General features: G+C 71.2%; 19 protein-coding genes and 1 tRNA gene. 17 read left to right on the top strand and 3 right to left on the bottom strand.

What is annotated here, in order from left to right; translation table 11 throughout:
• Both IE305_RS09240 and IE305_RS09235 read left to right on the top strand, forming a co-directional pair.
• The coding region (locus tag IE305_RS09240; RefSeq protein ID WP_308440236.1) for a malic enzyme-like NAD(P)-binding protein at window positions 1-508 on the top strand (508 nt) is incomplete at its 5' end.
• 275 nt (window positions 509-783) lie between these two features.
• Window positions 784-1,065 carry an HU family DNA-binding protein gene (locus IE305_RS09235; protein WP_190128934.1) on the top strand — a complete coding sequence of 94 codons (282 nt, stop codon included), beginning with the start codon at window positions 784-786 and terminating at the stop codon, window positions 1,063-1,065.
• Between the two features lie 293 nt (window positions 1,066-1,358).
• On the opposite strand, the gene murA is transcribed toward IE305_RS09235, so the two are convergent.
• The gene (gene murA / locus IE305_RS09230; RefSeq protein WP_190128933.1) at window positions 1,359-2,699 is read right to left on the bottom strand and encodes a UDP-N-acetylglucosamine 1-carboxyvinyltransferase; all 1,341 of its coding nucleotides are present in this window, start codon (window positions 2,697-2,699) and stop codon (window positions 1,359-1,361) included.
• Between the two features lie 369 nt (window positions 2,700-3,068).
• Here murA and IE305_RS09225 point away from each other — a divergent pair, with 369 nt between their 5' ends.
• The 12 genes from IE305_RS09225 to IE305_RS09170 all read left to right on the top strand — a co-directional run bounded on the left by IE305_RS09225 (window position 3,069) and on the right by IE305_RS09170 (window position 21,020).
• Entirely contained in the window at window positions 3,069-3,665 is a 597-nt protein-coding gene (locus tag IE305_RS09225; protein WP_190128932.1) for a YqgE/AlgH family protein, read from the top strand.
• 30 nt (window positions 3,666-3,695) lie between these two features.
• Entirely contained in the window at window positions 3,696-3,989 is a 294-nt protein-coding gene (locus tag IE305_RS09220) for a DUF3039 domain-containing protein (protein WP_190128931.1), read from the top strand.
• 375 nt (window positions 3,990-4,364) lie between these two features.
• Entirely contained in the window at window positions 4,365-6,095 is a 1,731-nt protein-coding gene (locus IE305_RS09215) for a beta-N-acetylhexosaminidase (protein ID WP_190129015.1), read from the top strand.
• 448 nt (window positions 6,096-6,543) lie between these two features.
• Window positions 6,544-7,449, top strand: coding sequence for an FAD binding domain-containing protein (locus tag IE305_RS09210; protein WP_190128930.1), 906 nt, complete (start codon window positions 6,544-6,546; stop codon window positions 7,447-7,449).
• The gene (locus IE305_RS09205; RefSeq protein ID WP_229890712.1) at window positions 7,446-9,239 is read left to right on the top strand and encodes a (2Fe-2S)-binding protein; all 1,794 of its coding nucleotides are present in this window, start codon (window positions 7,446-7,448) and stop codon (window positions 9,237-9,239) included. The genes IE305_RS09210 and IE305_RS09205 overlap by 4 nt, the downstream gene beginning before the upstream one ends.
• Before the next feature lie 14 nt (window positions 9,240-9,253).
• The gene (locus IE305_RS09200) at window positions 9,254-11,602 is read left to right on the top strand and encodes a xanthine dehydrogenase family protein molybdopterin-binding subunit (protein ID WP_190129013.1); all 2,349 of its coding nucleotides are present in this window, start codon (window positions 9,254-9,256) and stop codon (window positions 11,600-11,602) included.
• A gap of 78 nt (window positions 11,603-11,680) precedes the next feature.
• Window positions 11,681-12,298 carry a DUF2563 family protein gene (locus IE305_RS33920; RefSeq protein ID WP_506005200.1) on the top strand — a complete coding sequence of 206 codons (618 nt, stop codon included), beginning with the start codon at window positions 11,681-11,683 and terminating at the stop codon, window positions 12,296-12,298.
• Window positions 12,299-13,882: 1,584 nt separating this feature from the next.
• Entirely contained in the window at window positions 13,883-15,088 is a 1,206-nt protein-coding gene (gene mycP, locus IE305_RS09190) for a type VII secretion-associated serine protease mycosin (RefSeq protein WP_190128928.1), read from the top strand.
• 242 nt (window positions 15,089-15,330) lie between these two features.
• Complete coding sequence (locus IE305_RS09185) at window positions 15,331-15,804, top strand: DUF2563 family protein (RefSeq protein WP_190128927.1); 474 nt, start codon at window positions 15,331-15,333, stop codon at window positions 15,802-15,804.
• A gap of 1,783 nt (window positions 15,805-17,587) precedes the next feature.
• The gene (mycP, locus tag IE305_RS09180) at window positions 17,588-18,742 is read left to right on the top strand and encodes a type VII secretion-associated serine protease mycosin (RefSeq protein ID WP_229890709.1); all 1,155 of its coding nucleotides are present in this window, start codon (window positions 17,588-17,590) and stop codon (window positions 18,740-18,742) included.
• A gap of 185 nt (window positions 18,743-18,927) precedes the next feature.
• Window positions 18,928-19,209, top strand: a complete 282-nt coding sequence (locus IE305_RS09175; protein WP_190128925.1) for a hypothetical protein — start codon at window positions 18,928-18,930, stop codon at window positions 19,207-19,209.
• An 11-nt stretch (window positions 19,210-19,220) separates the two neighbouring features.
• Window positions 19,221-21,020, top strand: coding sequence for an alpha/beta hydrolase (locus IE305_RS09170; protein ID WP_229890755.1), 1,800 nt, complete (start codon window positions 19,221-19,223; stop codon window positions 21,018-21,020).
• A 612-nt stretch (window positions 21,021-21,632) separates the two neighbouring features.
• Here the strand turns inward: IE305_RS09170 and IE305_RS09165 are convergent.
• Together IE305_RS09165 and IE305_RS09160 are read right to left on the bottom strand one after the other, a co-directional pair.
• A tRNA-Cys gene (locus IE305_RS09165) sits at window positions 21,633-21,704 on the bottom strand.
• Window positions 21,705-21,791: 87 nt separating this feature from the next.
• Window positions 21,792-22,682, bottom strand: a complete 891-nt coding sequence (locus IE305_RS09160; RefSeq protein WP_190128923.1) for an alpha/beta fold hydrolase — start codon at window positions 22,680-22,682, stop codon at window positions 21,792-21,794.
• 140 nt (window positions 22,683-22,822) lie between these two features.
• On the opposite strand from IE305_RS09160, the gene IE305_RS09155 reads away from it, so the two are divergent.
• From IE305_RS09155 to IE305_RS09145, 3 genes are all read left to right on the top strand, one after another.
• Window positions 22,823-23,728 (top strand): LysR family transcriptional regulator, encoded by a 906-nt coding sequence (locus IE305_RS09155; protein ID WP_190128922.1) that lies wholly within the window; start codon window positions 22,823-22,825, stop codon window positions 23,726-23,728.
• A 95-nt stretch (window positions 23,729-23,823) separates the two neighbouring features.
• Window positions 23,824-24,414, top strand: coding sequence for a cysteine dioxygenase family protein (locus IE305_RS09150; RefSeq protein WP_190128921.1), 591 nt, complete (start codon window positions 23,824-23,826; stop codon window positions 24,412-24,414).
• Window positions 24,411-25,529, top strand: a complete 1,119-nt coding sequence (locus IE305_RS09145) for a YeiH family protein (RefSeq protein WP_190128920.1) — start codon at window positions 24,411-24,413, stop codon at window positions 25,527-25,529. Before IE305_RS09150 ends, IE305_RS09145 begins: the two co-directional genes overlap by 4 nt.
• Window positions 25,530-25,572: the final 43 nt, after the last annotated feature.

The following is a 25,572-nucleotide window of genomic DNA, read 5'->3' as shown; positions in this document are numbered from 1 at the left end:
TGCGGGCTCGGCGCTGCGGTGGATCGCGGACAACACCAACCCGGAGGGGATGACGGGCACCCTGAAGGAGGCCGTGCGCGGCGCGGACGTCTTCATCGGCGTCTCGGCCCCGAACGTCCTCGACGGCACGGATGTGGCGGCGATGGCGAAGGACGCGATCGTCTTCGCGCTGGCCAACCCCGACCCGGAGGTCGACCCGGCGGTGGCCCGGCAGACCGCCGCGGTGGTGGCCACCGGCCGCTCCGACTTCCCCAACCAGATCAACAACGTGCTGGTCTTCCCCGGTGTCTTCCGCGGCCTGCTCGACGCGCAGTCCCGCACCGTCAACACCCAGATGATGCTGGCCGCCGCCGGCGCCCTGGCCGACGTCGTCGCCGAGGACGAACTCAACGCCAACTACATCATCCCCAGCGTCTTCAACGACAAGGTCGCCGGCGCGGTCGCCGGGGCCGTCCGCGAGGCCGCCAGGGCGGCCGGTGCCGCTGTGACGGCCACCACGACGGCCTGACGCCCGGCGCGTCGAGTGGCGCGCCGCCGCCGAAGCCCCCATAAGGTGTCGGGCAGAAAAATTCGCCGCAGAAATGCGGCGGCATCCGAGGCTGTGGCGCTTTCCGTGTGACTCTCCAGGGTGCCGGATTGGCTTTCCCGCCACTGGTGGGGGCAGGATGCGTTACCGGGCGGGAGGGTCTGGCAACGGACCCGGGTCCGGGGACTGTCCGAGGGCCCTGGCAGCATCGGCTTCGATCTCACGCCTCATTGGCAAGAAGAACACGGGAGTACAACATGAACCGCAGTGAGCTGGTGGCCGCAGTGGCCGACCGTGCCGAGGTGACCCGCAAGGACGCCGACGCCGTTCTGGCCGCTTTCGCCGAGACCGTCGGCGAGATCGTCGCCAAGGGCGACGAGAAGGTCACCATCCCCGGCTTCCTGACCTTCGAGCGCACCCACCGTGCCGCTCGGACCGCGCGCAACCCGCAGACGGGCGAGCCGATCCAGATCGCTGCCGGTTACAGCGTGAAGGTCTCCGCCGGCTCGAAGCTGAAGGAAGCCGCCAAGGGCAAGTGAGCCGCGGACGCCTCGCGGCAGCGCGAGAGCGTCGTGCAGCGCCTTTGACGTGAGGGGCGGCCACCCGGACTCCGGGTGGCCGCCCTTTTCCGCTCCGGGCGCCTGTGGGCCGTCACGGCGGCTTTCAGGGGGCCTGCCGGCCCGTCTGAGGGCCCGGGAAGCACGGAAGCCCGTACGGATCGCTCGAAGATCCGTACGGGCTTCTGGTGGGCTCACGGGGCGTCAGGAGGACGCCGTGGCCGGGGCCTTGTGGGTGCCTTGCGGGCGCCGCGGCCCTGTGGGCGGCCGGGGGCTCAGGCGTCCTGCTCGCCGGGGAGCTCGACGTTGGCACCCAGGTCGCGCAGCTTCTGCATGAAGTTCTCGTAGCCGCGGTTGATGAGCTCGATGCCGTGCACCCGGGACGTGCCCTGGGCCGCCAGCGCCGCGATGAGGTACGAGAAGCCGCCGCGCAGGTCGGGGATGACCAGGTCGGCGCCCTGGAGCTTGGTGGGCCCGGAGACGACGGCGGAGTGCAGGAAGTTGCGCTGGCCGAAGCGGCAGTCGGAGCCGCCCAGGCACTCGCGGTACAGCTGGATGTGGGCGCCCATCTGGTTGAGCGCGGAGGTGAAGCCGAGGCGGGACTCGTAGACCGTCTCGTGGACGATCGACAGGCCGCTGGCCTGGGTCAGGGCGACGACCAGCGGCTGCTGCCAGTCGGTCTGGAAGCCGGGGTGGACGTCGGTCTCCAGGGCGATGGCCTTCAGGGAGCCGCCGGGGTGCCAGAAGCGGATGCCCTCGTCGTCGATCTCGAAGGCGCCGCCGACCTTGCGGTAGGTGTTGAGGAAGGTCATCATCTCGCGCTGGCTGGCGCCGCGCACGTAGATGTTGCCCTCGGTGGCCAGGGCCGCGGAGGCCCAGGACGCCGACTCCAGGCGGTCCGGCAGCGCGCGGTGGTTGTAGCCGCCGAGCTTGTCGACACCGGTGATGCGGATGGTGCGGTCGGTGTCCATGGCGATGATCGCGCCCATCTTCTGCAGCACGCAGATGAGGTCCTCGATCTCCGGCTCGACCGCCGCGTTGGACAGCTCGGTGACGCCCTCGGCCAGCACGGCCGTCAGCAGCACCTGCTCGGTGGCGCCCACCGAGGGGTACGGCAGGCGGATCTTCGTACCGCGCAGCCGCTGCGGGGCCTCCAGGTACTGGCCGCCCTCGCGCTTCTCGATGGTGGCGCCGAACTGGCGCAGCACCTCGAAGTGGAAGTCGATCGGCCGGCCGCCGATGTCGCAGCCGCCCAGGCCGGGTATGAAGGCGTGGCCGAGGCGGTGCAGCAGCGGGCCGCAGAAGAGGATCGGGATGCGCGAGGAGCCGGCGTGCGCGTCGATGTCCGCGACGTTGGCGCTCTCCACGTAGGTGGGGTCCAGGACCAGCTCGCCCGGCTCGTCGCCGGGGCGGACGGTCACGCCGTGCAGCTGGAGCAGGCCGCGCACGACACGCACGTCTCGGATGTCCGGGACGTTGCGCAGGCGGCTGGGCCCGTGCCCGAGCAGGGCGGCGACCATGGCCTTGGGCACGAGGTTCTTCGCACCGCGGACGCGGATCTCTCCCTCGAGCGGGGAGCCGCCGTGGACAAGCAGGACATCGTCAGGGCCGGTCATGGATCTCGCGTTCCTGGAGTTGGGCAAGGGGCAAGAAGAAAGGGTAATGCGACCGGAGGGGCCTCCTGCCGCCCCGAGGGCCCCTCGCGCACGTCATGGGTTTGTCACAACACGCTGTGCTTACGGAATGGTCGCTACCGGTTATCGGTGGCGGGGGCCAAGGGGGTCAGAGGGGATGGAGGGGGTAAAAGGGGCCGGGGGGATTCCGGGGCCGGCCCGGGCCTGCCCGCAGCCGACCGGGGCCCGCGGGTCCGGCCGGGAGCCCCGCAGGTCCGTGCGCGGGCCCTGCGCTCGTACGCCCCCGGCGGCGCTCGGCCGGGGCCCGGATTCCCCTCCCCGCGCCGCCCCGAAATGCGGGATCATGTGGCCATGACCGAGGTGTCCTCGCTCACAGGTCGGCTGCTCGTCGCCACCCCGGCGCTGGCGGACCCGAACTTCGACCGCGCGGTGGTCCTCCTGCTCGACCACGACGAGCAGGGCTCCCTCGGTGTGGTCCTCAACCGGCCGACCCCCATCGGCGTCGGCGACATCCTCGAGTCCTGGGCCGCGCTGGCCGGCGAGCCGGGCGTGGTCTTCCAGGGCGGCCCGGTCTCGCTCGACTCGGCGCTGGGCGTGGCGGTGGTGCCGGGGGAGCGGTACGCGCACGGCGCCGCGGGCGGCCCCCGGGGCGCCGACCCCATCGGCTGGCGCCGGGTGCACGGCGCGATCGGCCTGGTCGACCTGGAGGCGCCGCCCGAGCTCCTGGCCACGGCCCTGGGCTCGCTGCGGATCTTCGCCGGCTACTCCGGCTGGGGGCCGGGCCAGCTGGAGGAGGAGCTGGCCGGCGGCGCCTGGTACGTGGTCGAGTCCGAGCCCGGCGACGTGTCGTCGCCCGATCCGCAGCGGCTGTGGCGCGCCGTATTGCGACGTCAGCGCAACGAGCTGGCCATGGTCGCCACCTATCCGGACGACCCGAGCCTCAACTGACGCGGCCCCGTCCCAGTACCCTTGGGGACCATGAGCACTCTCGAGCCCGAGCGCGGGGCAGGTACCGGCACCCTCGTAGAGCCGACGCCGCAGGTGTCGCACGGCGACGGCGACCACGAGCGCTACGCCCACTACGTCCAGAAGGACAAGATCATGGAGAGCGCGCTCTCCGGCTCCCCGGTCGTCGCCCTGTGCGGCAAGGTGTGGGTGCCCGGGCGCGACCCCAAGAAGTACCCGGTCTGCCCGATGTGCAAGGAGATCTTCGACGGCATGGCGCCCGGCGGGGACGACAAGGGTGGCAAGGGCGGCAAGGGCGACAAGTAGCCCGGCCGGCCGTCGGCCACCGGTCCCCCGTCAGGGGACGTGCGGCTGCCTCCGGGCAGCCGCGGCGCGCCACCGCTCGAAGTAGCTCTGCCATCGCTTTACGGCTGCCAGGCTGTCCGGCTGCCCGGCCTTTCGGTCGTCCGGTGGTCCGGTAGTCCCTACGGCCCTCGGCCCCGCACCTCGCGGGACCGGGGGCCGTAGGCATTCCTACGGGTCCCGTACGGGGCGCTTGCCCTTACGGGTGCTGCCCTGCCCTTACGGGGGCGCCTTCCCTTACGGGGGGGCGCTTCCCTTACGGGGGGTGCTTCCCTTACGGGTCGGCCGGCCGACCCGTTCCCGTAGGGGCCGTCGCGGCGCCACGATGTCCCCATGGCCATGACGGACAGCGACCCGTACGCCCCCGCCCCCGCCTCCACCCCCCTCCTCGCCCTGATCCCCGCGCCGACCCGTCTCACCCGTACGCCGGACCGCGGGCCGTACGTTCTCGACGCCGGTACGGCCGTCGAGGCGCGGCCCGGTACCGAGCACGTCGCCCACTGGCTGCGCTCGACGGTGGGTGCGGCGACGGGCCTGCCGTTCCGCGACGCCGCCGGTGTGGCCGGTGCTGCCGGTGCTGCCGGCGCGCCCGGCCGCCTCCTCCTGGCCGTCGACGAGGACGTGACGCGCGGCCTCGGCCCCGAGGGCTACCGCCTCGTCGTCGACGGCACCGGCGTCCGGATCACCGGTGGCGGGCCCGCCGGTGTGTTCTGGGGCGCGCAGACCCTCCGCCAGCTGCTGGGCCCCGACGCCTTCCGCCGCGCCCCGGTCGGCGGGCAGCGCGCGTGGCCGGTGCCGGCGCTCGTCGTCGAGGACGCGCCCCGGTTCGCGTGGCGCGGCGTGCTGCTGGACGTCGCACGCCACTTCCTGCCCAAGGACGGCGTCCTGCGCTACGTCGACCTGCTCGCCGCCCACAAGCTCGGCGTGCTGCACCTGCACCTCACCGACGACCAGGGCTGGCGCGTGGAGATCCGCCGGTGGCCGGAGCTGACGGCCACCGGCGCCTGGCGCGCCCGCAGCCGGTACGGGCACGGCGCGTCGTCCCTGTGGGACGAGCGCCCGCACGGCGGCTTCTACACGCAGGACGACCTCCGCGAGATCGTCGCGTACGCCGCCGCCCGGCACGTCACCGTCGTCCCCGAGATCGACCTGCCGGGCCACTCGCAGGCCGCCGTCGCCGCGTACCCCTGGCTGGGCAACACCGACGTCGTCGACACCTCCGCCCTGGGCGTGTGGGACCGCTGGGGCATCAGCCCGAACGTGCTCGCCCCCACCGACGCCACCCTCGCCTTCTACGAGGACGTGCTCACCGAGGTGCTCGACATCTTCCCCTCGCCCTTCGTCCACCTCGGCGGCGACGAGTGCCCCAAGGAGCAGTGGCGCGCCTCGCCCACCGCCCGGGCGTTCATCGCCAAGGAGGGGCTCGGGGACGAGGACGGCCTGCAGCTGTGGTTCATGCGCCACTTCGACCGCTGGCTGGCCGCCCGCGGCCGGCGCCTCGTCGGCTGGGACGAGATCCTCCAGGGAGGGGAACGGCGGGGAGCGGGAACCGGCCTGTCCGAGGGGGCCGTCGTCTCGTCCTGGCGCGGCTACGGGGGCGGGGTGGCCGCCGCGCGGGCCGGGCACGACGTCGTCATGTGTCCCGAGCAGCACGTGTACCTCGACCACCGGCAGGCGCCGGGCGACGACGAGCCCGTGCCCATCGGCTGGGTCCGCACCCTTGAGGACGTCTACCGGTTCGAACCGGTGCCGCCCGCACTGGCGGGGCAGGACGCCGCCGCGCACGTCCTGGGCACGCAGGCAAACCTCTGGACGGAGGTAATGGAGAACCAGCAGCGCATCGACTACCAGGCGTTCCCGCGCCTCTCCGCCTTCGCCGAAGTGGCCTGGTCGCACCTGCCCGCGCCGGAGGCACGCGACTGGCACGGCTTCGAACGCCGTATGACGGCGCATTACGCGCGTCTCGACGCCCTGGGCGTCGACTACCGCCCGCCTGGCGGCCCGCAGCCGTGGCAGCGCCGCCCCGGCGTGCTCGGACGCCCGATCGAGGGTGCGCCCCCGATCGTGTGAGCCGCGCCCGAAGGCGCCGAACCGGTTGCGGGGCCCTGGCACGGTGGTCCTCCGCAAGAGCCGTAAGCCGCAGCAGGTTGCAGCAAGGCGCCTCAAGAGGCATCAAGAGACATCAAGGGGCATCAAGAGACGCCAAGGCGCATCAAGGCGCGTCAATGGGCGTCAAGGCGCACCAAGAGGCGTCAAGATGCAGCAAGGTGTGGCGAGGCTCGTCAAGTCGTGCCAATACGCCCACAGGGGGCGCAAGGTTCACTTCAACCTCAAGAGTCGCAGAGCTCGCAGAAGGGAACACCGGGCCCGGCCGTTCCCCCTCCCCGGGGACCCGTGGGCCGTTCGCCGACCCTCGCGACGGCGGAGCCGGAAGATGTGCCAGAGTTGCCAAGTCCGGGCCGACAGCACGTACCGTACGGCGGGAACGGCCGGGACCACCGGGGAAGGGGCAGCTGGGTTGACCACGCACGCACCGCAGGCGGCGCACACGGTGACGTTGCCGGGCTCGCTCGACGAAGCCGTGGCGGCGCTGTCCGCCATGCCCACGGCCGTGCCCGTCGCCGGCGGCACCGACCTGATGGCCGCCGTCAACGCGGGCCTCCTGCGCCCGGCGGGCCTCGTGGGCCTCGGCCGCATCAACGAGATCCGCGGCTGGCAGTACCAGGACGGCGCCGCCCTGCTGGGTGCCGGGCTCACCCACGCGCGCATGGGCCGCCCGGACTTCGCCGCGCTCATCCCCGCGCTCGCCGCCGCTGCCCGCGCCGCCGGACCACCGCAGATCCGCAACGCCGGCACCCTCGGCGGCAACATCGCCTCCGCCCAGCCCACAGGCGACGCCCTGCCCGTCCTCGCCGCGCTGGAGGCCTCCCTCGTCATCGCCGGGCCCGGCGGCACGCGCCGCGAGATCCCCATCGGCCGCCTGCTGGCCGGCCTGGACATGCTGCGCCCCGGCGAACTCATCGGCTACGTCCGCGTACCGCTGCTGCACGCCCCCCAGACCTTCCTCAAGGCCACCGCCCGCACCGGCCCCAGCCGCGCCGTCGCCTCCGTCGCCGTGGTCCTCGACCCGGCGCGGCGCAGCGTGCGCTGCGCCGTGGGCGCCGTGGCCCCGATGCCGCTGCGCCCCTTCGACGCCGAGCGCTGGGTCTCGTCCGTCGTCGACTGGGACGGCGAGCGCACGCTCCCGCCGGACGTGCTGGCCGCCTTCGGCGACTACGTGGCCGCCGCCTGCATCCCCGACCCGACGCCCGCACAGTCCGCCCTCGACGGCACCGAGCCGGGTACCCTGCCGCCTGCCGTGCTGCATCTCCGTCGTACGGTGGCGACTCTGGCCCGCCGAGCACTGGGGAGGGCACTCGCGTGAGTGACGAACAGCTGCGACACACCGCCCACGCGCCCGCCGAGGGCGGCTGGCAGCCCATTCCGCGCGGTGGTGAGCTGGACGCGGACGGCACGACGTTCGTCCAGCTGCCGCCCGAGCTGCTGGCGCACGGCGGCGGCACGCCCGCGTCCGGGGCGTGGGGCCCGCTGGCCGCCCCGGGTACGGGGTACGCGCCGCCGGCCGCCGAGCCGTGGCAGCACCAACAGCAACAGCAACAGCACGTGCAACCGGAGCAGTCGGTGCCCGTGCCGCAGCCGGTGCAGGAGCCGGTGCCGGCGGCGGCCCAGGCGTCGACGGCGGCGTACGCGTCGCACTCCCCCCACCCCGCGCACTCCTCGCACCCTTCGCACGCGTCGTACGAGCACGGTGGTGCCCAGGGCGACGACTGGCCCATGAGCTTCGAGGCGGGCGGCCAGGGCGACGGCGGTGCGATGGCGCACGCGACTGTTTCCGGCCACACCGGCCCGACGGGCCAGTGGTCGGTTCCGGCCGCGGGCGACGACTCGGTGGAGGAGTCGGGCGAGTACGCGGTGCGGGGCGCCGTGAACCCGCAGCACGCCCCTGCCGGGAGCTACGCGCCGGAGCCGGCCGAGGCGTCGGGCGTCACCGGTGCGGGCGACGGTGTCCCTGGTGGCCCGGGTGACGGGCCGGGCGCCGAGTGGACGACGCCCGCCGACGCCGGGACGGCCGGGACGGCCGGCGAGGCCGCGCCCGAGCCCGGGCCGGCCGTGGAAGCGGCGCCTCCGGCTCCCGCAGTCGCGTCGGTGCCGGAACCGCGCTCGGAGCAGCCGCCGGCCCAGCCGGCTCCGGCACCCGAACCGGAGACCGGGCCGGAGACGGGGCTGGAGCAGGAAGCGTCCCCGGCCGCACAGGAGCACGCGGAGCACCCGGAGCAACTGGAGCACCCGGAGTACCAGGCACAACAGCAGCACCCGGCGCAGCAGGAGCACGAGCTTCCCCTCCCGCCCCACCCCACGCAGAACGAACACCCCTGCGCGTCCTACGTCCTGCGCGTCAACGGCACGGACCGCCCCGTCACCGGCGCCTGGATCGGCGAGTCGCTGCTGTACGTGCTGCGCGAGCGCCTGGGCCTGGCCGGTGCCAAGGACGGCTGCTCGCAGGGCGAGTGCGGGGCCTGTTCGGTGCAGGTCGACGGCCGTCTGGTCGCGTCGTGCCTGGTGCCGGCCGCCACGACCGCCGGGTCGGAGATCCGTACGGTCGAGGGCCTGGCCGTCGACGGGCAGCCGTCCGACGTGCAGCGCGCGCTGGCGCAGTGCGGCGCGGTGCAGTGCGGCTACTGCGTACCGGGCATGGCCATGACCGTGCACGACCTGCTGGAGGGCAACCACGCGCCCACCGAGCGGGAGACCCGGCAGGCGCTCTGCGGCAACCTCTGCCGCTGCTCCGGCTACCGCGGTGTCCTCGACGCCGTCCGCCAGGTCGTGGACGAGCGCGCGGCCATTGCCGCCGCGGAAGCGGCCGCGCAGGAGGAGGCCGAGGGCGCGCAGGGCCACGGCCACCCCGAGCCGGAGGCCGCGCTCATCCCGCACCAGGCGGCCCCCTACGGGGACGCGCCCTACGGCGACGCCCCCTACGGGCAGGGCCCGGACGCGTACCCGTACGGCAACGACCCGTACGGGCAGGGCCTCCAGGGCCCGCACGGTCCCCAGGATCCCTACGGGCTCGAGCACGGCCATGAGCACGGCCACGGGCACGGCCCGTACGGGGACGGCGGCAGCGGCGACAGCGGCATCGGAAGGGCAGGGGCATGACGGAGATGGGCGGGATGGCCGGATCGGCCGCGACGGGAGGCGGCACGGGACCGGGCGACGTGACCGGCGCCCTCGCCGCCGCGGCGCCCGTCGTGTCGGCCGCCGCCACGGCCCGGCCGCACGGCCTCGGCGTGTCCGTACCGGCCGCCGACGCGGACGCCAAGACCCAGGGCACCTTCCCCTACGCCGCCGACCTGTGGGCCGAGGGCCTGCTGTGGGCCGCCGTCCTGCGGGCCCCGCACCCGCGCGCCCGCATCCTCGCGGTCGACACCTCGGCCGCCGCCGCGATGCCCGGCGTGCACGCCGTCGTCACGCACGCCGACGTCCCCGGCGCCGGCACGCACGGCCGTACCGTCGCCGACCGGCCCGTCTTCGCCTCCGACACCGTCCGCCACCACGGCGAGCCGATCGCCGCCGTCGCCGCCGACCACCCCGACACCGCGCGGCTCGCCGCGGCCGCCGTGGCCGTCGAGTACGAGGTGCTGGACCCGGTCACCGACCCCGAGGCGGCGTTCTCCGCCGAGCCGCTGCACCCCGACGGCAACCTCGTCCGTCACATCCCGCTGCGCTTCGGCGACCCCGAGGCGCAGGGCGAAGTCGTCGTCGAGGGCCTCTACCGCATCGGCCGGCAGGACCCCGCGCCCATCGGCGCCGAGGCCGCCCTCGCCGTGCCGCGCCCCGACGGCGGCGTCGAGATCTACACCGCCTCCACCGACCCGCACACCGACCGCGACCTGGTCGCCGCCTGCCTGGGACTGCCCCAGGAACGCGTGAAGGTCGTCGTCACGGGCGTGCCCGGCGCCATGGGCGACCGCGAGGACCCCGCCCTCCAGATCGCGCTGGGCCTGCTCGCGCTGCGCACCGGCCACCCCGTGAAGCTCGCCGCCACCCGCGAGGAGTCCTTCCTCGCCCACGGCCACCGCCACCCGACGCTGCTCCGCTACCGCCACCACGCCGACGCCGAGGGCAAGCTGGTCAAGGTCGAGGCGCAGATCCTGCTCGACGCGGGCGCCTACGCCGACTCGTCCGCCGAGGCGCTCGCTGCCGCGGTCGCGTTCGCCTGCGGCCCGTACGTCGTCCCCAACGCCTTCGTCGAGGGCTGGGCCGTCCGCACCAACAACCCCCCGTCGGGCCATGTGCGCGGCGAGGGCGCGATGCAGGTGTGCGCGGCGTACGAGGGCCAGATGGACAAGCTCGCGGCCAAGCTGGGCCTCGACCCGGCCGAGCTGCGCATGCGCAACGTCATGGCCACCGGCGACCTGCTGCCCACCGGCCAGACCGTCACATGCCCGGCGCCGGTCGCCGAACTCCTGCGTGCCGTCCGCGACTACCCGCTGCCCGAGCCGGCCGCGCCGGAGGACGACTGGGCGCTGCCCGGCGGCCCCGACGGCGCCGGCGAACCGGGCGCCGTGCGGCGCGGCGTCGGCTACGGCGTCGGCATGGTGCACATGCTGGGCGCGGAGGGCGCCGACGAGGTGTCGACGGCCACGGTCAAGGTCAGCGGCCAGGTCGCCACGGTGATCTGCGCGGCGGTGGAGACGGGCCAGGGCTTCACGACGCTGGCGCGGCAGATCGTGCAGGAGGTCCTGGGCGTCGAGGAGGTGCACGTCGCCCCCGTCGACACGGACCAGCCGCCGTCGGGCCCGGCGGCGCACGGCCGCCACACCTGGGTCTCGGGCGGCGCGGTGGAGCGTGCCGCGCGCATGGTCCGTACGCAGCTGCTCCAGCCGCTGGCCCACCAGTTCGGCATGTCGACGGAGCTTCTCTCCATCGCCGACGGCAAGATCACGTCGTACGACGGCGTACTCAGCACGACGGTCGCCGAGGCCCTGGAGGGCAAGGAACTCTGGGCCACAGCCCAGTGCCGCCCGCACCCCACGGAACCCCTCGACGAGTCGGGCCAGGGCGACGCGTTCGTCGGCATGTCCTTCTGCGCGGTGCGCGCGGTGGTCGACGTGGACGTGGAGCTGGGCTCGGTGCGGGTGGTGGAGATGGCCGTCGCCCAGGACGTCGGCCGCGTCCTCAACCCGGCCCAGGCCCGCACCCGCATCGAGGCCGGCATCACCCAGGGCATCGGCGCCGCCCTCACGGAGAACCTCCGCACCCACGCCGGCCACATCCGCCGCCCCGACCTCACGGCCTACGCCCTCCCGACGGCCCTGGACACCCCCGACATCCACATCGTCAAACTGGTCGAGGAACGCGACGTCGTGGCCCCCTTCGGCGCCAAGGCCCTCAGCGCGGCCCCCGTCGTCACGTCCCCGGCAGCAGTGGCCTCAGCAGTCCGCGCCGCCACGGGCCGCCCGGTGAACCGCCTCCCGATCAGGCCCCAGACGGCGGCGATGGCGGTGCAGGGGAGCTGAGGGCCCGTCACCCGCCCGGTAAGTAAGCTGTAGCCGCCTAGCAGTTACGCACGTGACACGGGGGGCGAGGCGGGCAGGATGGACGTACGGGCGGAACTCGAATCGCTGAAGACGTTCCGGGGGCAGCTGGACCGTATCCTCACGGGCCTGCACGAGTCGGCGGGCGCTCCCCGCCGCATCGAGGACCACACCTTGGGCGGTCTTCCGTTCGGCCAGGACTTCGGTGAGGCGCACGCGCTGTACAACGTCTACTCGAGGGTCCATGAGGAGCTGAAGACGCTCTCGACGCTGCTGGGCGACCAGATCGAGGCGTTCCAGACGGCTGTTCTCGCTGCTCAGGTGGGCTACGCCAACGTGGACGACGACCTGCGCCGGCGCATGCGGGAGATCCAGGAGCGGACGCGGAAGCTGTACGACCCCCGCCTCGACCCGAACGGGAAGGCGGCGCAGCAGGAGAAGCACCCTGCCGAGACGAAGCGGGGCGCCGGCGAGGGGAGCATGCGATGGCGGACGGCTCGCAGGGCATCCCGTACAACTCGTACAACCCGTACGGCCTGTCGAAGCAGCCCCTTGTACAGCCCCAGGGAATCCCCTCCCTCCACCCGGACGTCCCGGCGCCCCTCCGCCAGTACATCGCTCCTTCCTACGAGCACTACGACCCGGTGGGGGAGCCGCGCCCGGCGGCGGGGCCGCTGAACACGAACCTGCCGAAGGACGGCAGGAGCACCTGGACGAACTTCGACCGGATGCCCCTGCTCCAGCTCCGGGCACTGCTCAAGAACGCCGATGCGAAAAAGGCCTCGGGCGTGGCCCACGGCCTCCAGGAGGCCTCCGAGGCCATCAGCAAGGTCGGCGACGCGATCAAGCAGCACATGGAACGCGTCGACTGGGACAGCGAGGGCGCCACGGCATTCCGCGAGTGGGGCGCGGACATGGCCAACGCGACGCTGCGCCTGGCCGCGTTGGCGCAGCAGGCGAGCCACTGGATCGACCACGCCGCCACCACACTGGCGGAGGCGAAACTCCCGCCGTACGCGGAGGACGACGTCAAGACACTGGCGGCCTACCACGCAAAGCACGGCACAGCCGGCACCCCCGTCCCGCAGCCCCTCTTCCCGACCGACCCCCGGACCGCCCAGCTCCTCAAGAACTACCCGGCCCTGCAACCGTCCGACGGCCCGACCCAGCAGGACGCCTACGCAGCACAGGAACGCCTGGAGAAGGCCCGCCGCGACACGGCCCAGGCGCTGCGCAAGGTGGCGGGGGCGTACGTGTGGTCGGCACACAACATCGTGGGGGCGAAACGGCCCACGTTCCGGCCGTTGCCGGACAGCTCGTCGAAGGACGGCTACGCGTACGTTCCGGGTTCGGGGTCGGGGTCGGGAGCAGGGTCGGGCTCGGGGGCGGCGGCCGGTGCTGGCGGTGCTGGCGGGGCTGGCGGGGCGGGGTCCTGGGCGCAGGGCGGCTACTCCGTGCCACAGGCCCCCCGCCCCTCGCACGACCGGGTGGACGCCGACGGGGTGAAGACGCCGCCGGTTCCCCCGCTACCGCCGGTCCCGTCGCACGACAGCCGACCGGAGACGCCGCACCGGCCGCCCACCGACAACTGGCCCCATGACGTCCCGCACCGGCCGGGCCCGGTGATCCCGAACGTGCCGCGCGTCCCCCCGGCGCCTCCCAGCCCTCCGCGTACGCCGGTGGGCCGTCCCGGGGACGTGCCGCACCGCATACCGTCCGGAGGCCCGGCGGACGAGTAGTGGTTCCCCCTACGGGGCCGGCGGGGCGGGGTCCGGTGACGCCCCCGGGCCTGCCCGGCCGCGGGGGCACGAGGGTGCCGGACGCGGGCGTCATCGGTGGCCGGCAGGCGGGGTCGGCACCGGGCCGGCCGTCGTCGCCGCCGTCACCGTGGGGAGCGGTGTTCGGCGCGGAGCCCTCGCCGCGCGGGACCGGGCAGACGGGCACGGGTTCGGGCACGGGCTTCGGCGCCATGCCCGGCATGGCTGCGGGCGCAGCCGGTGGACGGGCCGGCGGCGCCGCGGGAGGGGGCCGCCGTCTCACGTCCGAACCCGGCGGTGTGGTGGGCGGACGCCCTGGTCAGCGGCCTGCCTCCGAGGGTGGCGCCTTCACGCCAGGCGGAACGGGACTGGTCCGCGGTGCGGCAGAACCGAAGGGAGGCCGTACCGGTCGGCGTCGAGCCAGGGAGGACGAGGAGACCTGGTCGCCGAACCAACGCCGCACCGTCCCGCCCGTCATCGAGTAACCGCCGAGGAAGTTGAAGCTATGCAGCGCAGCGCAGCGTTCGCCCGAATCACCCGGCGATCCGTGGCACTGGGTCTGGCCGCGTTCTGCGTGCTCGGGATCTCCGCGGCTCCCGCCCACGCCGAGACGGTCCGGAAGCGGCAGTGGCACCTGGATGCCATGGGTGCCGAGGAGATCTGGGCCATGAGCACGGGAGCGGGCATCACGGTCGCTGTGGTGGACACCGGGGTGGATGCCCAGCTCCCTGATCTGGCCGGACAGGTGGTTCCCGGCAAGGACTACGGCGACCCGGACGGCGGGGTCCAGTCGGACCCCGACGGCCACGGAACGCGGATGGCCGTGCTCATCGCGGGCACCGGCAAGAGCGACGGTGGCACCGGGGGGTACGGCTTGGCTCCCGGAGCCAGGATCAGGCCCTTCCACGTGGTGCAGGGCGGGGAGGCGATCAGCCGGCGGAACGGGAACGCCGTGGTCAGCCGTGCCATCCGGGACGCTGCCGACTCCGACGCGAAAATCATCAACCTCTCGGTCGGAGGCATGAGCCGTATTCGCCAGGAGGCGGAAGCGGTCGAGTACGCGCTCAGCAAGGGCAAGTTGCTGTTCGCCGCCACGGGGAACGACGGGATGGACGACGCCGTCGACTACCCGGCCGCGTACCCCGGCGTCGTCGCCGTGGGCGCGGTGGACGAGTCGGGCAAGGTGACGAAGGAGTCCAACCAAGGACCTGAAGTCGCCCTGGGGGCCCCGGGGGACAACATGGTGATGACCTGCAAGGGCGGCACCGGCGTCTGCCGCAGCCACGGCACCAGCGACGCAACCGCCATCGCCTCCGCCTCCGCCGCCCTCGTCTGGTCCGCCCACCCCGACTGGACCGCGAACCAGGTCCTCCGCGTCCTCATCAACACCGCCGGCGCAGCCAAGAGCGGCGACAAGCGCACGACGGCGATCGGCTACGGCATCGTCCGCCCGTACCGCGCCCTGCAAAACCCCGGCGACCCGGGCCCGCCGGACGTCAGCCCCCTACCGGAACGGGCCCCGAAGCCGACCCCCTCGCCAACGGTCGCCCCGGCAAAGACCGCCACTACGGCAGCCTCGAAGGAGCAGCAACACTCACTCCTCAGCACCCGCAACGTCCTGACGGCGGCAGCCGTGGCGGCATTCGCCGCCGGCGCCACGGCCGCCGTGCTGGTGACCCGCCGTCGCAGCCAGCGAGCACGGAAGCCGTGACGGGACGCTTCATGAGCATCGGCCTCCTACGGCCGGGGGCAGGTCCACGAACGAGTGGACCTGCAAGCGGGGTCCGATGTGCGGAACGGGTGGGACGTGGAGTGGCGTGCTGTTCAGGCGCTGAGCACGAAGCTGAGTACCTGGGTATCTGAGTATCCGCACTCAGGCGATGTGTCACGTGCTGTCAGTAAGGTGTAGCGACCAGACAGTACGGGCGCGACGCAGGGGGCGGGGCGGACAGGGTGGACCTGAAGGCGGAGCTGGAGCAGCTGCAGACGTTCCGGGGCGAGGTGGAACGCATCCTCTCAGGGCTGAAGGAATCCAGCGGGGCCCCCGGCCGCATGGACGACCACAAGCTGGGCGGTGCCGTCTTCGGCAGCAATTTCGACGAGGTCCAGGCGTTCTACACCGTCTACAACGAGGTCCACGGCCAGCTGAAGACCCTTTCCCAGCTCATGCAGGACCAGATCGAGGCCCTGCAGACAGCCGTCCTGGCGGCGGAGGTCGGCTACGCCAACGTGGACGAGGACCTGCGTAAACGTCTGCTCGAAATCGAGAAGCGCACCCGCGAGCACTACAACCCGAAGCTCGACCCGAACAAGAAGGCGGCGGAGCACGCCCAGCAGGAGGCGCGCGAGGCGGAGAAGGCGAAGAAGGCCGCTAAGGACGGGAAGAAGGGCTCGAACCCCGACAATCACGAGGCGGACCTCGGATGACGACGCGCCCGAACGACCCACGCTTTCTGTACTCACCTGACCTGGCCTTCGCCAGGGGCCCTCTGGACCCGGCACCTGGGACGTCTCCCGACAAGCCCCTCGTAGCACCGATGGCGACGCCCGGCCCGGTCATCGTCCGCCCCGGAATAGGGCTCGCTGCGTGGACGAATTTCGACAACATGTCGCTCGACCAGCTGCGCGGGATGGTGGAGCACGCGGACACCGAGAAGGCCCAGCACCTGGTGAAGGGCTTGAAGGACGCGGCAGAAGCCATCAAGAAGGTCGGCAACGGACTGAAGACCCATGCCGACAAGGTGGACTGGCGCGGTGACGGCGGCACCGCGTTCCGTGAATGGTGCGCCGACATGGCGAACGCGACTCTTCGGCTCTCGGAGCTGACGTCTACCGCAGGAAACTGGGTCGACCACGCTACGACGACCCTGGCGTCGGTGAAATCCGCGCTGCCACCGGTATCGGCGGACGACCGCAAGACCCTGGAGACCTACCGCGCGCAGCACAACATGAAGACGGGCAGGGTGCCTCTGCCGCTCTACGAGCAGGATCTCCGCTTCACGCCCGTCAATCCTTCGGCTTCCGCCGTCCCGACCCAACTGCAGGCGTTCCAGGCCCAGCAACGGTTGCTCGAGGCGCAACGCCAGACGGCACAGCAGCTGAAGAAGCTGGCGGGCGCGTACGTGTGGTCGGCGCGCCAGATCGAGTCGGCGCAGCGGCCTACGTTTCGGCCAATGCCACCTGTTGCGGGCATTGATGCGAGGAGGGAATTCGTCCCAGGGGCGGGCGGCAGTGCTGGTGGAGCAAGCGCCCAGCCCCAGGGCAGTGGTGGTTTCGGAGGCTCCGGTGTCGCGCCGGGGACGATGGGCAGTGGTGGCTATTTCGTGCCCGGCCGTGTGGGGCAAGGAACACACAGCACGGGCCCCTCGCACGACCGAGTGGACGTCGATGGTGTGAAGATGCCCCCGACTGTGCCGACTCCGTCGCATGACAGTCGGCCGGGACTGCCTCACCGTCCGCCCACCGACAGCGGTACCCATGATGTACCTCACCGCCCAGGGCCGGTGGTGCCGAATGTTCCGCACCTCCCCCCTATGCCTTCGAGTGATCCGCGTACGCCGATGGGCCGTCTTGGGGATGTTCCGCGCCGAGTACCGACCGGGCCGGAAGGGCGGGTAGTGGTTCCGCCCCCGGGCCCGACGGGGCGCGGGCCGGGAGCCACGCCTGGGCTTCCCGGGCGTGGAGGCAGCGGAGCAACCGGAGTACCCAGGGTGCCGAATACAGGCGTGATCGGGGGTAGGGCAACGGGGCCCATGCCGGGTCGGGCCTCCTCACAGCAGTCCCCGAGGGGAGCTGCGTTCGGCGCGGAACCCTCCCCGCGTGGAACCGGACAGCCGGGCATGGGCTTCGGCCCAGTGCCTGGCATGGCAGCAGGCGGAGCCGCCGGACGCTCCGGTGGCGCTGCTGGAGGGAGCCGTCGTCTGACGTCCGAGCCCGGAGGCGTGGTGGGGGGCCGCCCTGGTCGACGTGCGGCTTCGGAGGGTGGCGCCTTCACGCCAGGTGGAACAGGCCTGGTACGGGGCGCTTCCGAGCCGAATACAGGCCGCGTCGGCCAGCGGCGAGGCGGAAGTCGTCCTGGCTATGCCAAGGAGGACGAGGAGACCTGGTCGCAGAGCCGGCGCCGCACTATCCCGCCTGTCATCGAGTAACCGCCGAGAAAGTTGGAGTTATGCGTCGCAGCGCAGTGTTCGTCCACGGTACCCGGCGATCCGTGGCATTGGGCCTGGCCGCGCTCTGTGTCCTCGGAACCTCAGCGGCTCCGGCCCAGGCCGAAACGGTCCGGGAACGGCAGTGGTACCTGGACGCCATGCATGCCGAGGGCGTATGGGCCAAGAGCACAGGGGCGGGCGTCACGGTCGCTGTGGTGGACACCGGAGTGGACGCCGAGATGCCTGATCTGGTCGGACAAGTAGTGCCCGGCAAGGATTATGCGGATGCCGACGGAGGGGGGCTGACAGACGCCGATGGCCACGGCACGCACATGGCCCTGATTATTGCCGGCACGGGAAAAAGCTACGGAGGCACGGGCACGTTCGGTCTTGCGCCGGGCGTGAAAATCAAGCCCTTCCACGTCACGACAGGCGAGGCTCCCATCACGAGTCAGGGTGGAAGAGCGTCCCTGAGCCAGGCCATCAGGGACGCTGCCGATTCCGAGGCCGAGATCATCAACATCTCTTTGGGCGGCATGAGTCAGACCTGGCAGGACGCAGAAGCTGTCGAGTATGCGCTCCGCAGGGGGAAGCTGATCTTTGCGGGTGCCGGTAACGACAGCTCCGATCACCTCGTTGCCTACCCGGCTGCTTACCCAGGGGTTGTTGCTGTGGGAGCGGTGGGCAAGACGGGGAGGGCACTCGATGATTCGAATCGAGGACCCCAACTCGCCTTGGCGGCTCCCGGAGACGAGATAGTGACAACGTGCAGGGGCGGGACCGGCGTCTGCCGTACCAGTGGCACCAGTGACGCAACCGCCATCGCCTCCGCCTCCGCCGCCCTCGTCTGGTCCGCCCACCCTGACTGGACCGCGAACCAGGTCCTCCGCGTCCTCATCAACACCGCGGGTCATCCCAAGAGCGGCATCAAGCGCAGCGACTCGATCGGCTTCGGCATCGTCCGCCCCTCCCATGCCCTGGCCAACCCGGGCGACCCCGGCCCGCCTGACGCGAGCCCCCTGCCGGAGCTGGCACCCAAGCCCAAGCCCTCGCAGACGGAGATCCCCGCCCAGGCGGCGACTGCGGCCAACACCAAGGAGCAGAACTCGCTCCTCAGCACACGCAACATCCTGGCGGCAGCGGTCGTCGCCGCAGTGATCACTGGCATCTCAGCTGCCGCGCTCCTTAGGCGCCGTCGCAAGACGCGCTTTCAGTAATCGCCCTACTTCCTTCATTATGAGGTCTGTTGATGACTGATGCCCACATACGACCCCTTCCGGCCGACTCACGGATGACCCTGGCATCCGCAGGGCCGGCCGAGGGTGGCGCCTCTGGTACTCACAAGGCCAGTGTCCAGCCTTGGACGACAGCCTCCGGCATAGCGGAAGAGCTGTCACACGGAATGGACGCCGCGCTCGGCGACCTCAGCCACGGGCACGAGGACTTCGGCAAGGGAACCAAGGGCCTGGCCAGCGCTGCGGCGCTGAAAGGCATCATGGATGGCTGGGAGTCGCGTCTCAAGGCTGTCCGTAACGAGTGCAAGGAACTCGGCGCTACCTTGCAGAAGGCTGGCATCAGCTTCTCGGGAAACGACGCGCGTGTTAAAAAGTCGTTCGAGGGGATGCGGTCGAAGATCGATCATTACTCCCAACCGGCCTCCCGCACGGCGAAGCGGGCAGACTAACAGTCGTGAAGATGGAAGATCTCGTCGGCCTCGACATCGCCAAACTCACCGACGCAGGCAAGGCGTGGAGTGCGGTGAGCAATTATGCCGGCGGTGCGCGGGACTTCGTCGACCAAGGGGTGCGGGGAAGGTTGGCCGCCACTCAGCAGGGGGAAGGGGCCAAAGCCGCGCTCGAAAAACTCGGCCTGCTCAGTGACAACTACCAGTACATTCACGTTGAGTGTGGAATGATCCGCACACTGCTTCAAGGGTTGGCTGAGGAATTGGCCGTTCCTCAACGTAACCTGAAACAGGCTCTTGAAGACGCCCACAAGCTCAACTTCACTGTGAAGGAAGACGGGTCGGTCGAGTACCCCCGCAGCGCATCGACTCCTTCCCCCTTGCTCCCTAAACCGGCCAGGTCGACAGGTTCCCCGCCTCTGATCAAGTCGGCGGACCCGAACGAGGCCAAAGCTCAAGTGCTGGCCGAGCGCATCGGTACGGCACTCAAAGAGGCAGCCGAGATCGATGGCCGGTACGCTAGAGCGGTCGCCGCGCTCAAGACCGACGGGAATCTGAAGAACACCGACTGGTCGGATGTCGCCCGAGATCAGAGAGGCGTTCAAACCGCTGCTGGGAAGCATTTCAATGAGGAGGGTATACCGAAGGGAAGGACTCCTAAGGAGAATGCTGAATGGTGGGACAGGCTGAGCCAGGAGAAGCAGGAAGAATATTTGGCTGTTCATCCTGAGATCATCGGCAAGATGGACGGGCTTCCCTCCGGCGTTCGCGACCAGGCCAATCGTGTGGTGCTTGCTGGGGCGCGTGTTGACCTGGAGGAGCAGATTCGCGATCTGGACAAAAAAGAGCCGGTGCATTATCAGCCGAGATACAATAATGCAACTGGGCTACCCACCGGCGCAAAGGACCCGACTGCTGCTTGGCTGAAATGGGAGGAGCGGCGTAATGCTCTCAAGGAAAAGCTGCTCGGGATCGATGCCATTCAGCAGCGGTTCGACCGGACCGGCGAAGAGGGCTTGCCGGACGCTTACCTTCTGGACTTTGATACCAAGAAGCGTGGTCACGCCGTCATAGCAAACGGGAATCCGGATACGGCAGAACATACGGCAGTCTATGTCCCAGGGACCACGGCCAAGCTCGGCAAAGTGGATGGTGACATCAGAAGGATGACCGGCCTTTGGCGAGTTGCTGCGACCATGCCGGGAGAACCCTCGGTGTCGACGATCACCTGGATCGGGTACGACGCGCCGCAGTCTGCCTATCCCACCCATAACGGTGACCTGCTCCCGGAAGCCGCATCGGATTCCTATGCGCACAAAGCCGCCCCGACCCTGAAGCAATTCCTCGACGGCGTCCAGACTGTCCAAGGTGGCCCTGACGCAAGCCATACGACTGTAATCGGCCACAGTTATGGAACCACTGTTGTGGGTGCCACGTCGATGGATCGCGGCCTGGGGGCGGACGATATTGTCTCTGTGGCCAGTCCTGGCATGCTCGTCGGACATGCGAACGAGCTGGATGCTCCGAAGGGGCATGTCTGGTCGGAGGCTGCTTCAGTGTGGAACGATCAGGTGACCGTCGGTGGAAAGATAGCGTTCCTCGGAGGTAATACACGTCTCGGCAGTTGGGACGTTACTACGCCAGTGACCGATTGGCTGACGCAGAACGTACCCTCGGACCGGGCGTTCGGGGCAAATATCATGCAGACCACGGCTAAGGACCATGGAGGCTACTGGGACGACGGATCTGTAAGTCTGGAGAACCAGGCGGCAGTGGTGACCGGTAGGTATGAGCAGGTGAAGCGTGACTAGCCTTAAAGCGGCGATGTGTGCGCGGGCGGCTCGATGGGCTGCGCTTGCCTTTTCTGGTTCTGTCTTCTTGATTTCTGGATGTGCGGCAATGGGCAACAGTAAGAGTCTTGACTACACTCCTCGGGTCCAGGAGATCGACATCGCGAAGGGCCAGGCCAAGGAGCTTTCGAGCGAGATATATGATGCTCTTGGCTTGCAAGGCCAAGTCAGCAAGTCTGGCCCTGGTGTTTCCCCGTGCGACCAGGATCCCGAGGTTTTGTACAAGGTCTTTCACCCCTGGTCGGTGTGGGGAGTTTCTGAGCAGGACATGGAACGTTCCATGCAGAGACTCAAGGATGACCTTCCAAGGCGTGGCTGGAAGGTGGTGGAATTCGGTCCCGGGAACACCGGTGCCAGATACCTGGAGCTGACCGCAAATTCGACTCGGCGTCAGTTCTCGGTAAATATTACCTTCATCGATGCGAGGAGGTCTGCCCCAGGGTCCCCGTCCAGCCGCAAATATAACCCGTCGGGAATTCGGGTGCACCTCACGTCCGCGTGCTTCCGTGTCCCCGAGGGAAATAAGATTGATCAGTACTGATCTGGCCATCGCTCAGCTGGTCACGCGGTCAGAGGCCGTGGCGGGAATCGAACCCGCGTTACTCGCTTTGCAGGCGAGTCCCTGAGCCACTCGGGCACACGGCCGTGTGTTGTGGCTCCTTGACCATAGGAGTGGCCCTTCTCCCTGCTCAAGCTCTCCGCGCGCCCCGCCACGTGACCGCAACAGCCCGTTCACGCAGCCGGGTGTGTCGGTCCCGGTGTGTGGAGGAAGTCCTCCACCAAACCGCGGAACATCTCCGGTTCGTCGACCCATGGGTAGTGGCCCACCCCGTGCAGGGCGCGGAGTGTTGCGCGGGGGAAGGAGGCTGCCACTGCCTTGCCTGCGCGTGTGCCCGTGATGGCGTCGTGGTCGCCCGTGATGACCAGGACCGGGCAGCGGGTCTCGCGGAGGCGGCGGAGGATGGTCAGGCGGGAGGGTTCGTCGGTGGGGGGCCAGAAGCCGGCGCGGGGGAGGGGGTTGAGTTGGTGGGGTTCGGTGGCGGCGTGGGTGCGTTGGGGGGTGTTCCAGCGGGCGTAGGCCATGGGGGCTGCGCGGAGCAGGAGGGAGCGGATCTCGGCCAGGTCGGTGGCGGCGGGCAGGGAGTGCACGGCCACGTATGCGTCGGGCCACCACTCCTCCGTGGCCCGTTGTTCGAAGATGTCCTCGGCGTCCGTGGGCAGTTCGCCCTGGAGGCGTGAGCCCGGGGTGACGAGCACCAGGTGCGTGAGGTACTCGCCGTGGGCCGCCGCGTACGCCTGGGCCGTGGCGCAGGCCGCGTCGTGCGCCAGCAGCGCGAAGCGGTCCAGGCCCAGGTGGTCGCGGAGCGACTCCAGGTCGTCGGCCAGCGCCGGGAAGGCGTACGCGGCCGGGTCGCGGGCCGGCGGTGACGCGCCCGTACCGCGGCTGTCCGGGATCACCAGCGGGCGGAGCGCCGCCAGGCCGCCCAGGTCGCCCAGGTACGCCGCGTCCCGGCCGGGGCCGCCGGCCAGGCAGACCAGCGGTGGGGCCGCGGGGCCGGGCCGTTCGTCGCCCAGCACCCGGTAGTGCAGTTCCGCCGCGTCGTACGAGGTGTAGTGAGGCATATACCCACCATGCCGGAAATGTTCCCTGTGGGGATCTCCGGCCTGGCTGCTCCGGCCCCCTGATTCCGCTGATGCCGTTAGATCCAAACCCGATCCGTGGTGATCGTCGGTCTTCCCCAAATTCCGCTTATGATTTGGGCGTGTTCGACTCCCGGCACATCAGGACCTTCCACGCGGTCGTCACGGCGGGGTCATACACCGCCGCCGCCCGTGCCCTCGGCTACACCCAGCCCGCGATCACCCAGCAGATGAAGGCGCTCGAGCGCGTCGTCGGCAGTCCGCTGTTCACCCGGGCCGGCCGCCGGATGCGGCTCACCGAGGCCGGCGAGGCCCTCGCCCGGCACGCCGAGATCATCCTGGCCAGCCTCAATGATGCGCAGCAGCAAATGAGCGCTCTGACGCGGCTGCGCGCCGGACGGGTGCGCGTCTGCGCGTTCCCCAGCGCGGGCGCGACCCTCATGCCCGAGGCCCTGGCCCGGCTGGCCGCCGACCACCCCGGCGTACGGGTTGAGCTCCAGGAGGGCGAGCCGCCCGACTCGCTCGGGCGGCTGGTGCGCGGCGAGTGCGACATCACCCTCGCCTTCACCTACCCCGGCCTGCACGAACACGTCCCCGACGAGCTCGTCGAGATCCCCCTGATGGAGGATCAGCTCACCGTCCTGCTGCCCATAGGGCACCCGCTCGCCCGCCGCCGCGCCGTGAAGCTCACCGACCTCGCCGACGCCCGCTGGATAGCCGGCTGCCTGCGCTGCCGCACCAACTTCCTGCACGAGTGCGCCGAGCAGGGATTCGCACCCGACATCGCCTTCACCACCGACGACAACCTGGTCGTGCAGTCCCTCGTCGCCGCCGGCCTGGGCGTGGCGATGATGCCGGGCCTCGTCCTGTCGTTCCTCCGCCACGACAAGATCACCGGCCGGGCGCTGGACCCCGCCTGCCGCCGCCAGGTCTCGGCCTACGTGCTCCGCGAGCACCTACGGGTCCCCGCCACCGCCCTCGTCCTGGACGAGCTGCGCGCGGCCGCCGCACAGCGCGTCGGCTGCTGACCGGAATCCGTAGGGGCAACCCATAAGCACGGCTTCACCTTGCGGCAACAAACTGTCGTTGGACGCCATGGAACCGCGCGGCCGACCCTGCACCCATGACCCCGCCCACCGCGCCCCCCGGCACCATTCCCCCGACCGCCCCCACGGCCGCCCGTACGACCGACCGGATCGCGCAACTCGTCGCCGACGTACGGGACGTCGTCGGCCGCGGCCTGCCGCCCGACACCACGGCGTACCTCGTCGGCGAGCGCCTCGCGCCCCACCTCGGCGCCCCCGGCCTGCTCACCCCCGAGCAGTGCGAGGGCGACCCGGACCGCTACCGGCAGCACCTCCTGCACGCCGAGCACGACGGCAGCTTCTCGATCGTGGCCCTCGTCTGGCTGCCCGGCCAGCAGACCCGCATCCACGACCACGTCTCGTGGTGCGTCACCGGCGTCCACCAGGGCACCGAGAGCGAGCGGCGCTACCGCCTCGTACCCGACGGCGCCACCGCCCGCCTCGTCGCCACCGAGGACGTCGTCAACCATCAGGGCGACGTCTGCGGCTTCGCCCCGCCCGGCGACATCCATCGCGTCCGCAACGCCTGCTCGTCCACCGCCATCTCCGTCCACATCTACGGCGCCGACGTCTCCCGCCTCGGGTCGAGCGTCCGCCGCGTCTACGAGCTGCCCACCGACGAGCGATGACCCTCACCGAGAACAACGGGCGGGCCGCCGGTACGACCTCCCCGCGGCCCGCACCCGCCGCCACCCCCGCCACCCCCCGCCGCATCCCGGGCCTCCCCCGCAGCCTGCCCGGCCTCGCCCTCGCCGCCTGCGGCGTCGCCGTCGCCGAGGCCGTCCACCTGCTGCTGCCCGCCGTCCCCATGCTCACGGCGGCCGTCGTCCTCGGCATCACCGCCGCCCACCTGCCGTGGCTGCGGCACCGCGTCCGCGGCACCGCCCGGCCCGGCCTCACGCTGGCCGGCAAGCGCCTGATGCGCCTCGGCGTCGTCCTCCTCGGCCTCAAACTCAGCCTCGACGACGTCCTCGGCCTCGGCTGGGCGACCGTCCTCATGGTGCTCGCCGTCGTCGTCGCAACCTTCTTCGGCACGCTCTGGCTCGGCCGCCGCCTCGGCCTGCGCGGCGACCAGCCCCTCCTCATCGCCACCGGCTACTCCATCTGCGGCGCCTCCGCCATCGGCGCCGTCAGCGAGGCGTCGGGCAGCGACGAGGAGGACGTCGCCACCTCCGTCGCCCTCGTCACGCTCTGCGGCACCCTCGCCATCGCCGTGCTGCCGCTGCTGCACCAGCCCCTCGGGCTCGACGACGCGCAGTTCGGCCGCTGGGTCGGGGCGGGCGTGCACGACGTCGGCCAGGTCGTGGCCACTGCCCAGACCGCCGGGCCCGCGGCGCTCGGCGAGGCGGTTCTCGTCAAGTTGATGCGCGTGGCGCTCCTCGCGCCCCTGGTGGCCGCCGTCGCCCTGGCCGTACGCAACCGGCGCCGCGCGGACGCAGCGGGAGCCGGAGCGGGAGCCGGGGAGGGCGCTGCGGCCGGCAAGCGTCCGCCGCTGCTGCCGCTCTTCGTCGTCGGCTTCCTCGCCATGGTCGTCGTACGCACCACTGGCGTGCTGCCCACCGCCGCCCTCGACGGCGCCCGCGAGGCCCAGGAGCTGCTGCTCGCCGCGGCCTTGTTCGGTCTCGGCAGCGCCGTGCACCTGCCCACGCTCGTCCGCACCGGCGGGCGCGTCGCGGCGCTGGGGCTGTGCTCGTGGGTGGTGATCGCGGGCGTGTCGTACGCGGGTGTGCTGCTGACCACGTAGGCGCGTGGGCGCGCGGGGGGCGTACGCACGTGGGCGCGTGGGC

Origin of the sequence: Streptomyces mashuensis (genome assembly GCF_014654785.1) — a bacterium.
Lineage (GTDB): Bacteria > Actinomycetota > Actinomycetes > Streptomycetales > Streptomycetaceae > Streptomyces > Streptomyces mashuensis.
This window is presented reverse-complemented; position numbering and strand designations above follow the sequence as displayed.

What these genes read in the sequence shown, in the direction of transcription:
- IE305_RS09225 (WP_190128932.1), top strand. Translation starts at nt 3,069, where the DNA reads ATGACCGAGGTGTCCTCGCTCACAGGTCGGCTGCTCGTCGCCACCCCG.
- IE305_RS09160 (WP_190128923.1), bottom strand. Translation starts at nt 22,682, where the DNA reads ATGCCTCACTACACCTCGTACGACGCGGCGGAACTGCACTACCGGGTG.
- IE305_RS09145 (WP_190128920.1), top strand. Translation starts at nt 24,411, where the DNA reads ATGACCCTCACCGAGAACAACGGGCGGGCCGCCGGTACGACCTCCCCG.
- murA (WP_190128933.1), bottom strand. Translation starts at nt 2,699, where the DNA reads ATGACCGGCCCTGACGATGTCCTGCTTGTCCACGGCGGCTCCCCGCTC.
- IE305_RS09215 (WP_190129015.1), top strand. Translation starts at nt 4,365, where the DNA reads ATGACGGACAGCGACCCGTACGCCCCCGCCCCCGCCTCCACCCCCCTC.
- IE305_RS09200 (WP_190129013.1), top strand. Translation starts at nt 9,254, where the DNA reads ATGGCCGGATCGGCCGCGACGGGAGGCGGCACGGGACCGGGCGACGTG.
- IE305_RS09175 (WP_190128925.1), top strand. Translation starts at nt 18,928, where the DNA reads ATGGACGCCGCGCTCGGCGACCTCAGCCACGGGCACGAGGACTTCGGC.
- IE305_RS09150 (WP_190128921.1), top strand. Translation starts at nt 23,824, where the DNA reads ATGACCCCGCCCACCGCGCCCCCCGGCACCATTCCCCCGACCGCCCCC.
- mycP (WP_190128928.1), top strand. Translation starts at nt 13,883, where the DNA reads ATGCAGCGCAGCGCAGCGTTCGCCCGAATCACCCGGCGATCCGTGGCA.
- IE305_RS09235 (WP_190128934.1), top strand. Translation starts at nt 784, where the DNA reads ATGAACCGCAGTGAGCTGGTGGCCGCAGTGGCCGACCGTGCCGAGGTG.
- IE305_RS09170 (WP_229890755.1), top strand. Translation starts at nt 19,221, where the DNA reads ATGGAAGATCTCGTCGGCCTCGACATCGCCAAACTCACCGACGCAGGC.
- IE305_RS09220 (WP_190128931.1), top strand. Translation starts at nt 3,696, where the DNA reads ATGAGCACTCTCGAGCCCGAGCGCGGGGCAGGTACCGGCACCCTCGTA.
- IE305_RS33920 (WP_506005200.1), top strand. Translation starts at nt 11,681, where the DNA reads ATGGACGTACGGGCGGAACTCGAATCGCTGAAGACGTTCCGGGGGCAG.